We start from the raw sequence: 416 nt of genomic DNA, 5'->3' as shown, positions 1-416 counted from the left end.
AGGGCTCGAACCTGTGACAACTCGATTAACAGTCGAGTGCTCTACCAACTGAGCTATCAGGGAATGGTGGAGCCAAGCGGGATCGAACCGCTGACCTCCTGCTTGCAAGGCAGGCGCTCTCCCAGCTGAGCTATGGCCCCATACTCTGTGTATTTCTTATTGTGGTCTTGCTATGGGCCCTGGTGGACTCGAACCACCGGCCTCACCCTTATCAGAGGTGCGCTCTAACCAACTGAGCTAAGGGCCCTTATGAATTTCGAAAAAAAATACCCCAGTGGGGTTTCGCTTGGCGGCGTCCTACTCTCCCAGGACCCTGCGGTCCAAGTACCATCGGCGCTAGAGGGCTTAACGGTCGTGTTCGGGATGGGTACGTGTGGAACCCCTCCGCCATCGCCACCAAACGCATAGCTAAGCTT

Annotated in this window: 2 tRNA genes and 1 rRNA gene; all 3 read right to left on the bottom strand. The window is 56.0% G+C overall.

Going from position 1 to position 416, the window contains the following annotated elements:
* Window positions 1-64: 64 nt before the first annotated feature.
* The 3 genes from AB4111_RS31205 to rrf all read right to left on the bottom strand — a co-directional run bounded on the left by AB4111_RS31205 (window position 65) and on the right by rrf (window position 401).
* Window positions 65-140: transfer RNA gene (locus AB4111_RS31205), tRNA-Ala, on the bottom strand.
* 33 nt (window positions 141-173) lie between these two features.
* A tRNA-Ile gene (locus AB4111_RS31200) sits at window positions 174-247 on the bottom strand.
* Window positions 248-284: 37 nt separating this feature from the next.
* A 5S ribosomal RNA gene (gene rrf / locus AB4111_RS31195) occupies window positions 285-401 on the bottom strand.
* Between the last annotated feature and the right edge of the window lie 15 nt (window positions 402-416).

The sequence above is a fragment of the Paenibacillus sp. 2KB_22 genome, assembly GCF_052115745.1.
Classification (GTDB): domain Bacteria; phylum Bacillota; class Bacilli; order Paenibacillales; family Paenibacillaceae; genus Paenibacillus.
Note: the sequence above shows the minus strand (reverse complement) of the source record. Positions and strands in the feature narration are given on the sequence as shown.